We start from the raw sequence: 11,146 nt of genomic DNA, 5'->3' as shown, positions 1-11,146 counted from the left end.
AGGGCAAAGATGAGCAAATCAACACAAGAATTGATGCTAAACGCGTTAAAAGAAATAAAAACGCTAAAGCGCCAGCTGGCCAAATTTGAAAAGACAGCCCACGAACCGATCGCCATTATCGGTATGGGTTGTCGCTATCCCGGTGGCTCCAAAAGCCCCGATGCGTTCTGGCAGAATCTATATAACGGGGTCGACTGTATTACTCAGCAGGATAACCATGAACGCTGGAATATGGACGATCTTTATGATCCCAATCCCGATACTCCGGGTAAAATTTACAGCAAAGGGCTGGGTATTATTGACGAGCCGGACCAGTTTGATGCTGAGTTTTTTGGCGTTTCACCGCGCGAGGCTGATGACATCGATCCACAACATCGTTTGTTGCTGGAAGTGTGCCATGAAACCATGGAAACTGCCGGCTATGCGCCGGGCCGTTTGAGCGGCAGCCGGGTTGGCGTATTTGTGGGAATCGCCTCAAACGATTATGCCCATCTGGGCAGCATGTTCGGAAAAGCCGAAGACCTGACGCCCTGGCAGGGCATCGGTAATGCCATGAGCGCAGCGCCTTGCCGGATTTCCTACTTGTACAATTTTAAGGGGCCAGCGTTGGCTCTGGATACCGCGTGTTCCTCATCGTTGACTGCGCTGCACTATGCGTGTGAATCCTTGCGCAAAGGAGAATGTGATTCTGCTCTGACCGGCGGGGTACACCTGGTACTTAATCCGGCGATCTCGATTGTGTTTGCCAAAGCCCGGATGCTGGCGGAAGACGGACGTTGTAAAACATTCGATGCCGCCGCCGACGGATACGTGCGTTCTGAAGGCTGTGGCATCGTCATGCTGAAGCGGCTATCGGACGCTGTCGCCGATGGCGATAATATTCTGGCGCTGGTAAAAGGTACCGGTATTAATCAGGACGGCAAATCCCAGGGCTTTACCGCACCTAATGAGTCTGCTCAGGAAGATTGTATCCGTGCCGCTCTTCAGCAGGCACAACTGCAGGCTGAAGACGTCAGCTATGTCGAAGCGCACGGCACCGGCACGCCGTTGGGTGATCCCATCGAATTGGGGGCACTGAACACGGTATATTGTGCAGGACAGCCGCGCAGGCACCCGCTGTTGGTGGGTTCCGCCAAAACCAATATTGGTCACAGTGAAGCCGCCGCCGGGGCCGCTGGGCTGATCAAACTCATCCAGTCATTGCAACATCGGACCATTCCTCCGCACATCAACTACTCCACTCCCAACCCCTATATTCCCTGGAATAAAATGGCCATTCAGGTCACCGATAAACTCATTCCCTGGGATCAGTATGCGGCGACGGACGGCAAGCTGCGTGCAGGCTTAAGCGCATTTGCGTTTACCGGCACAAATGTGCATGTGATTCTGGAGGAGTATGTACCGAAAGCGGCAAAAGCCAAGGCAGAGGAAGCTACGGCGCCTGCCCCCTGGGTACCAGGACTGGTACTTACCTCCGGTAAACAATTACAGGCTGTTTCGGAATGGCAGGATGCCATGTTGCAGCAATTGAGTGAACGTCCGCATCTGGATTTGCAGCAGATCGCCAAGACCTGCGCCAGCGGGCGGGACCATTATAAATTTCGTGCCGCGTTTTTAGCGCAGGACAGCCGCGAATTGAAATCACAGTTGGCCCATAAACGGGGTCAGCAAAACGGCATTCTGCGCGGTCAGAAAAAGAAGCCCACGTATAAAGTGGCGTTTGTTTTTTCAGGGCAAGGCGCTCAGTTTGAAGGCATGGGGCAAGCGCTCTACGACTCAACTCCCGTATTCAAAACCCACTTTGACCAGGTAGCAGAAGAGCTTAATCCATTTTTGGCAGAGGGGAATACGGAAGGCGACACCCTCAGTCTTCAGTCCATTATGTGGGGCGAGCACCAGAGCCGGTTAAACCAAACCCGTTATACACAGCCGGCGCTATTTGCGCTGGAATACGCCTTGGCAAAAACCTGGATGCATTGGGGAGTGAAGCCGGATTGCGTGTCCGGTCACAGCGTCGGCGAAATAACCGCTGCCACCATTGCTGGTGTATTCACACTTGAGGATGCCTGCAAACTGATAGCTGACCGTGCCCGCTTGATGGGTGAAACAGAGCGGGGCAGTATGCTCGTGGTTTTTGCCAACGAGTCGGATACGGAGAGTTTAATCCGGAATCACGATGATGTATCGGTTTGTGCTGTAAACGGGCCGCTCAATACAGTGGTCGGTGGTAAGCCTGAGCACATCGAAGCGCTGCAAACCGAGCTAAAGCAACAACAGGTAGATTGCCGGCTGTTGCCGGTTCAGCATGCGTTCCATACCCAGGCAATGGAGCCGATTCTGGACCAGTTCCACAGTCGTATCGAGCAACTGCAATACACGACACCGCGCATACGAGTGCTGTCCAATTTGAACGGTCAGCACCTGGGCAAGCAAATGGCTTGTGCGGATTATTGGGTACAGCAAATCCGTCAGCCGGTGAACTTTCTGGCTTGCGCCAACAGTATCATTGAGGCCGGCGTAGACCTGGCGCTGGAAATCGGACCCGGCGCGGCCCTGCTTTCTATGCTGCAGGATACCCATGCAGCAGTGACTGCAGCAGATGAACTGGTTACGGTCGCGAGCCAGCAAAAAAACCGATGCGGGCTGGATACGTTGACCCACAGTCTGGCTCAAATTTATGTGGCCGGAATCGACCTGAACTGGGCCAATATCATGCCGGCAAAAGAAGTCTCTCCGGTGATCTTGCCGACCTATGCCTTTCAGCGAAAAAGTTATTGGAACGACACCTTGCGCGCCCATCTTGAGCGTCAGGAATTGCCAGAGAAAGCCAAAAACTGGCTGTATCAGTTACGTTGGGATGTAACTCAGACCCTGAACGATCTGCCCATCGGTCAGGGAGCCTGGTTGCTGTTGTTCCCAACGTATTCCATTGCCGACGCGTTTGCCTCACAAGTGGGGGCAAATGCATCCGGGGTTACTACCGGGTGCTATGAACTCAGTGATGAGGGTGCGGTGCTGGAAGTCAGTCAGGAGCGGGAAGCCGTTCCGGCTCAAGGGCAGGCCAGTCCGTTACTGGCTCGCGTTATTGAAAAAGCAACAGCCAATTTGCCTGTCGACCCGCAAACAGAGGGCGAACGCTTACCGCTGAAGATTGTGATCTCGACCGCTCAACTTGGGCAGCTGAACAACGCTGCGCAATACGATGCGCTCACCGGCTTGATGTTGAGCATTGCCAAAACCGTGCAGCAAGCGGCTAATGTGGAGTTGTGGTTTATTACTGAATCCGCTTATGCCATTGCGGATCAGCAGCAGGAAGTGCAACCCGAGCAGGCGATGATACTGGGCTTTGCGAAAAACCTGGTGCTGGAATTGGCAGGCAAAGTACGTGCGGTTCTGGACGTGGATCAATGGAATGCGGTAGTCGCCAAACAATGTTCGCAGATTATGAGCAATGGTGTCAGCGAACCATGGATAGCGCTTCGGGAGCAACGATTGCTGGCTCCGGCGATTACCCGCGTGCAGCCCGAAAGTTTGGCCAAGCGCAATCTGAAATTGAGCGAAACCGGGTTCTATGTCATCGCCGGGGGTACTGGTTCCCTGGGCTTGGCAATTGCTGAATGGATGGTGCGGCAGGGCGCTCAACACATTGCCTTGTTAAGTCGTAGTGGCGTGGGTGACGAGGCGGCCGAACGGGTCGATGCGCTGCGTAAGCTCGGTGCCCAAATTGTCGTCCCTACGGTGGATCTGGCAGATCGTGCCGCGTTAGAGAGTATACTTGACTCCTTACGACAGGACCGTGTTCTGGCCGGAGTCGTGCACGCCGCCGGGCAATTTGAGTTGAGCCCGATTCAGGAGTTGGATACGCAGCGCTGTAGTCGCTTGATGGCGAATAAAGTGCTGGGAATGCAATGGTTGGACGAACTCACCAGTCACGACGATCTACAGTTTTTCGCTGGCTATTCTTCTATCGCCTCAGTATGGGGCTCCGCTGGGAATTTCCATTATTGTGCCGCTAACCAAGTGGTGGATGCCGTGATTCAGCGTCGCCACCAACAGGGCAAGACCGCCGTTGCACTCAACTGGGGGCCCTGGGCAGAGTCCGGAATGGTTTCCCATGAATCGGCAGATCAGGCTGAAAAACGCGGCCTGTTGCAAATCAGTCAGGCCACCGGAACGCAAACTTTCGGCAGGTTATTAGCGAGCGATCAAAACCAGTTAATCGTCGCGGATATGCTCTGGCATCGTTTTAAACCGATCATGGATATTACGGCGATGGGCAGCTTGTTCCGCTCAGTCCAGGATGTGGATTCGGTTGAGGATTTGCTGAATGTTGAGGTAGAGCTGAACCAGGAAGATTTACTGTTTAAGCAAGAGTTGGCGGAGTGTGCGCAGGAGGAGCGGGCCGAACGTTTGCTCGGTTATCTGAAACAGCAGCTAGCGAATGCGCTGCAATTGATGCCGGACGAAGTGGATGTAACCCAGCCGCTTATCGACATGGGTATTGATTCGTTAATGGCGGTGGAATTCAAAAACCGCGTCACCAAAGTAACCGAAGTCGAACTGCCGGTCGTGCGAATGCTGGGTGGTGCTAATTTGCGTGATGTAGCGCAATGGATGGCGGACGGCTATCAGGAACAGTTGGAAAATAAAACCGCTTGTGGGCAGCCGCTTTCCGAGGAAGATGAAGACGACGCTCTGATTGAAGGTGTTTTATGAGTGCTGCAGAAGGCGTCAAAGCAGCAGGTATGAAGAATGACACGCTGAAAGCGCAGCTGGAGCCCTATTTCGAACAGGGGCTGGAGCTGTGGCTTGAAAGTGGTGCGCTGCGCTTCAAAGCGCCCAAAGAACTGTTGACCAAACCCCTTATGAGTCTGCTGAAAGCCAATAAAGCAGATATTCTTGCCTGGTTGCAAACAGAGACAGAAAGCGAAGTTCAAAGCTCAGCGGAACTGATAGACGAATATCCTCTGGCCTACACCCAGGGCGCGATCTGGATGCTCTACAGGTTCGCACCCAACAGCCCGGCTTATAACACCACTTTTGCTTGCGTACTGGCTTCGCAGGTAAACGAAGATGCCGTAAGGCAGGCGTTTCATGCTTTGTTGATTCGCCATCCGGTATTGCGCACCACCTTTACTGATACTGAGTTGGGACCGCGTCAGCAAGTGTGGAGTCACATGCCGATGCCTTTGCAAATCGTTGATGGCAGCGGATGGGATGAGCCGGCTTTACAGGATTACCTGGATAAAGAAGCGGATGCGCCGTTCGATCTTAGCCATGAGCCCTGCTTAAGGGTCAAAATTGTCCGTAATTCCGTGAAGGGAGATATTCTGATTGCCACCATTCAGCATGTTGGTGCCGATCTATGGGCTTTATTGATCGTTGCTCAGGATATTAAGACCTTCTACGAAACTGCCGCTCGGGGTGATGCGGTTTCAGTGCAACCGGTGGCGGCAACCTATCGCCAGCATGTCGAATGGCAACAATCCTTTATGGACAGTGAAGAGGGCAAACGCCAACGGCGTTTTTGGCAGCGCCAGTTGCAGGGCGCACCCATCACCGTGAGTTTGCCGTCCGATTTTCAACGCCCCCCCGTTTTGCAATTGCAAACTCAAGTTTTTAAGCAGGTAGTCGGGCCTGAAACGTATCATTCCATCAAAGCGTTTTGTAAAAATAACAGCATCACGGCGTTTGTATTTGTGCAGACAGCCTTTCAAATAATGGTACAGCACCATACTCGTGCCAATGACTTTCTGCTGGGTACACCCACTATGGGACGCTCCGGAAAAGGCATGGATCAGGTGGTGGGGGATTTTGCCAATCCGGTCGTATTGCGGGCACAACCGGATTTGAGCGGGTCCTTAAAATCGCATTTCAGGAAAGTGAAGCAAACCTTGCTGGCGGCGATGGAATATCAGGAGTGCCCGTTCCCCATTGTGGTTCAGGATTGCAATCCACCCCGGGACAGTAGCCGCACACCTTTATTCCAATTGATGCTGGTCTGGCACCAAGGGAATGCGGAGATGCTGCCCAAAGACGGGTTTATCGCCGATGTTTTACCAATGTCGGGCCCCCGAGGTGCACCTTACGACGTAATGCTGGCGATCAGTGATCTGGGTGATCAGTTTGAACTTAACTGGACCTATCAGACCAGCATGTACACTCCGGCTACTATCGAGAACTATAACCGGCAATTACAGTTATTGTTCACTCGGATGGTGGCCGCCGATACCACTGAGACCGGTGATACCCTGAACTGTATTGTGCAGCGGGTGTTCAGTTCGGATGCTGCGGACTCTGATTCAAAGCACACGCCTTCTCAGATCAGTGACGCTGCCTTGATCCGGTACGATCTGGATCGCGAGCCGGAAAGCGGGCTCGAAAAGCTGGATCACTATATCGTTCGGCAAACCCTGGAAACGGGGCAGGTGGTGAATCGCTTATTCATCGCGGCAGACCAGGCGCAACTCAACGACATTGATTTTTCTGCCTTCGATGATGTCTACCCCTTACCACGCCTACCGCGAAACAGCCTGGGTGAAGTGGATCAATTTCAGTTGCTCAGATTACCTATTTTTGACCGGGCTGCGTTGGCCGATAAACTGCAAGCACAAGGCTTGAGTCACAAACAGCTGGTGTTGATGCGGGACAGCGTACTGCTACCTACCTTTACCGCCGATGAAGTGCAGCAGACGCTGCGATCTGAAGCCGCCGCGAAGCAAGCAAAAACTGAAACCGCGGCGATAGCAGCAAACCTGTTGGCAGATCGTGACGATGCATGGATGGTTGGTGAACCCTTGGCAGGGGATCAACCCTCGCATTTATTCGAAGCATTACGCAATACGGCAACCCGTTATCCCGAGAAAGGTCTTCTGTTTTTACCGAACGATTCAGAACAGATTCTGTATCGCTATTCACAGCTGCTGGAAGATGCGTACATCGCAGCCTCCGGTTTCAAGCGAGCGGGCATTCAGGCTGGTGAAATCGTGTTGTTGCAGATGCGTTTCGATCAACCCTTCTTTGCGGTGTGGTGGGGTGCTGTCTTATCGGGAATCCGGCCTTTGGTCGTTGCGACGCCGGAGCAGTACAGCAAGCGCAACGGCGTTGCGCAAAAGCTTTATAACGTAGCCCACAATTTTGCGGAGTTGGTGGTGGCTGCTGATAGCGATCGCGTAGAGCAGACGGCGGAGTGGTTGGGCGATAACAAAAAAGTGATTGATGCCGGCCAATTACTGAAGCCGGTCGCCGATTCCGCTGGTTACGAATTTAACGGTTACCATCCGGATCCGGTTGCCTTTTTACAGTTAACCTCGGGTAGCACGGGTACGCCAAAAGCCATTCAGATAACCCATAAAGGCGTCCTCCATCATGTGGCGGGATCGGCAAAATTCAACGGTTATCACACCGATGACATCAGTTTGAATTGGCTTCCTTTCGATCACGTGGTGCCTATACTTACGACCCATTTAAAAGATGTGGTGATGGGTATTCAGCAAATACAATTGCCGACTGCGCGGGTGTTGGCAGACCCGTTGCTCTGGTTAGAAACAGTGTCGCGTTTTAAAGTGGTCTTCAGTTGGGCACCTAATTTTGCGTTTCAGCGCATCATTGATGCATTAAAGTCGGCATCGGATTTACCTGATCTGGATTTGTCTGCAGTAAAAATTATTATGAATGCTGGAGAGCAGGTGCTTGCTCCGGTGGTTAAAAACTTTACCGCTGCATTATCACCCTACGGGTTACACGCGGATGCAGTGCAACCGGCATTCGGCATGGCGGAAGCCTGTACCTGTATGACCTATAACAACAACTCGTCGCAGCAAATTGCCGTGTATTTCCGTACCACAGACGACCCCACCGTAGTGGACGTGGTATCGCAACAAGCCTCAACTCACGGTTTCGTTGATCTTGGTGGCGTGATACCCGGTGTGGAAGTGCGTATTACCGACGCCCACAATCAGCTGGTGAAAGAAGGCGTCATCGGTCGAATGCAAATCCGGGGGCCGGTCATTACCCCCGGCTACCTCAATAATCCCGATGCGAATAGCGAATCTTTTGTCGGAGAGGGTTGGTTTAACTCCGGTGACCTGGGTCTGATCTGGAATAAGCGCTTAATTCTCACCGGCCGCGAAAAAGAAATGATCGTGGTTAATGGGGCAAACTATTACTGTTTCGAACTGGAGCAGGCAGTCACTGATTTGCCGGGTGTGGTGCCTACTTTTGTTGCTGCTACAGGGGTGTCGTCGGCAAATGAGGGCGGCAGCGAAGCGTTAGTGCTGTTTTATGTCAGTGACGGGTCCCAGGATGCGGCGCAATTAGAGCGCAAAATAATTGCGCGAGTGAGTGAGAGCTTCGGTGTGGTAGCCGGGTATGCCATCGAAGTTCAGGCAGACGAATTCTACAAGACCACCAGCGGTAAAATTCAACGCAGCCAGTTTAAAAAGCAATTTGAGTCTGGGTTTTATCAGCCAGCCAAGGAAGCGTTTGAGGCTCGCCACAGCGCACCAGTGGCGGTGGCCGATACCGCCTATACCGTTGATTGGTCGGTAATGCCAGTTGAAGGTGACGGCGATACTGAGGTGGTAACGCTGTTGCAGCAGACTGATCAAGAACGGCTCGCAGCGGTTCTGAAAGGATCGGACTCTAGCGCCCTTGTGGTCGACCTGGGTCGTTTTGACGATATTGATTTTCCGTCTTCGTCCGAGGCTGACACGAAAGGCCCCAGTAGTAACCCGGTAGGCTCGCGTAACGATAACGGGTTTATGTTGGCTAAACAGCTATCCTGGATAACGCGCGCGCTGAAAGAAAGCGGATACCAAAAAAACCTCACCCTCTGGTCTCAAACCGGGTCGGCGGATGTGCTTTGGTTATTGAAGCCGTTGTTGGAAACTGTGCAGCAGGAGAGCGGCAACTCTGCAGTAGCCTGGATCGTTACCCCCACCCAAACTGTGCCCGCAATCCGACGTAACCCGGTATCCAGTGGTGTTGTGCGGAAAGGCAGTGTGGTATGGCAAAACGACAACTTACAACGTCAGTTGTTGCTCAAGAGTATTGCGCCTGCCGCCATCCCGGGTGAGCCCGTGGATCGCTATGGCGTTTATCTGATTAGCGGCGGATTGGGCGGTCTTGCCGAACCGTTGTGCGAATACCTGATACAACAGCGTAAGGCGAAAGTGATCCTGGCGGGGCGTTCTGAGCTGTCCGCTCACCCACAAAAGCAAGCTCGCCTCAACCAACTCAGGGCACGCTTTGGTGAGAGCAAATTGCAATATGTGATGTTGCCGGATTGGCAGCCGAGCACGCTACAACACCAAATCGCCTCCGCTTTGCAGAAATGTGAGGCCAAACAACTGAATGGTATCTTCCATCTGGCTGGTCAGCTTTCTATGCAAAGTCTTGAGGACTTAACGGAAAATCATTGGCAGCAAGCCGTGCAGGCGAAAATGGAAGGAGCCTATAATCTGGCAAGTTACCTCAACACCCATTGGCCGCGCAGCATCTTTATTCAATATGGTTCGATAAACGGGTTTTTCGGTGGCCAGAATGCAGCTGCGTATAGTTTTGCCAATGCTGTTCAAAGCCGGCTTACTAATATCTTGAACAGTCGTACCCGGATTCGCAGCTGGTGCTTGAACTGGAGCGTCTGGCAGGGTACGGGGATGGCCACCGGTTTTAGTCAGGTCGAACTGCAGATGGCTCGTAATAAGGGGTTTATCCCCCTTTCTGAAAGCCGAGACTCTGTCTGGCTGGAAAAGCTATTGCAAATGCCACCGCAAAACTATTTTGTCGGTCTTGATTCACAGCATGCGGAAATTCGTCAGCAAAGTAGTCCATTCTGCCGTAGCAAACAGCAGTGGGATTTTTATTTGGAGTCCGCAGAAGATGCAGCCGGGCATTCAGATATGGATGCGATTCGCCAGTTAATCCAGCAACATATAGTGCAGCCTTATCCGCAGGTGCAGAGTCTTGATCTCGAATTTCACACAATTAACGAAGCGTTCCCAAGAGAGAGTGATGGGGCGTTGTCCTATGAGCGGCTTCGACAGTTGGGCCAGTTGCGGCAACAACAAGCTGACCAGGGGGAGCAACCAGAGACTGAAACGGAACGAGCCATTGCGGCTATCTGGAGTGATATCTTGGGGCAACCGGTGAACGACGTCACGCGGTCCTTTTTCGAATATGGTGGTCACTCCATTAACGCTACCCAGGTGATTGCGTCGATCAACAATAAATTGGCTTTGCCTGTAACCGTTGCGCATCTATTTCAATACCCGACGATACGTGAACTGGCGACGGTGGTATCACAGGGTGCGATGAAAGATATGTTGTCTCTGACCCTTAATGAATGCCTGCAACGGGCAGACCGTTATCGCTTGGATGAGGTGAACAACGAGGTAAACTCCGGCCAGACTTTGGTGTTCTTGCCTACCGCACTCGGGGTACCCGGTGTCTATGGGCAGATGATCGGTGCCTTATCGGGTTGTAAGTCTGTGGTTGCCAGTATGCCGTTTAACGGGGCAGATCGGGCAGGCCTGCAACAGGCTGCGGCAGAGTTTATAACGTTGTTAAAGCAGGCCGGCCTCGATAACAACAAAACCACATTGGTGGGCTGGTCCCTGGCCGGCGTGTTGGGCTATGAAATGTTGCGCCAGCTTTCCAGCGCGGCTGCTCCGGAAGAGACGTTACCGAAGCTGGTTATGCTGGATAGCGGTTTTGCCGATGGCCTGCACGAGATTACATTCGATAATGATTTTCAACTGTTGATGTTTGCAGTTGAATTAGGACTGGGTATGGAACACTTTGCCGAATTTAACCGGCAACCGGATCCCGATACAAAGATACACTGGCTGAAACAATATCTAGAAACAATTAGCATTGAAGTTGACGAGCTTATATTGCTAGAGTGGTGGAGCGCATACGAAAGTCGATTACACAGTTTGCTTACTTATAAGACCGAAAAAACGCTGATACAAAACGCCGATATCAGTTTACTAAAAGCATCGTTGCACACCCACGGTCGGCCAGACCTCGGGTGGGATGACGAAAATAATATTATAAAATGGACGTCAGTCCAGGAAGACCACCAAGGCATCGTTAAGAGTGCCGCGGTGATTGATTGGATAAAGACGCAATTACAATAAATAAG

At 52.4% G+C, this 11,146-nt stretch carries 2 protein-coding genes; both read left to right on the top strand.

Going from position 1 to position 11,146, the window contains the following annotated elements; translation table 11 throughout:
* Positions 1-9: 9 nt before the first annotated feature.
* On the top strand, positions 10-4,716 hold the full coding sequence (locus FT643_RS02725; protein WP_156869133.1) for a type I polyketide synthase: 4,707 nt from the start codon (positions 10-12) through the stop codon (positions 4,714-4,716).
* Positions 4,713-11,141, top strand: a complete 6,429-nt coding sequence (locus FT643_RS02720) for a condensation domain-containing protein (protein WP_156869132.1) — start codon at positions 4,713-4,715, stop codon at positions 11,139-11,141. The genes FT643_RS02725 and FT643_RS02720 overlap by 4 nt, the downstream gene beginning before the upstream one ends.
* Positions 11,142-11,146 lie beyond the last annotated feature (5 nt).

Origin of the sequence: Ketobacter sp. MCCC 1A13808 (assembly GCF_009746715.1) — a bacterium.
Lineage (GTDB): Bacteria > Pseudomonadota > Gammaproteobacteria > Pseudomonadales > Ketobacteraceae > Ketobacter.
This window is presented reverse-complemented; position numbering and strand designations above follow the sequence as displayed.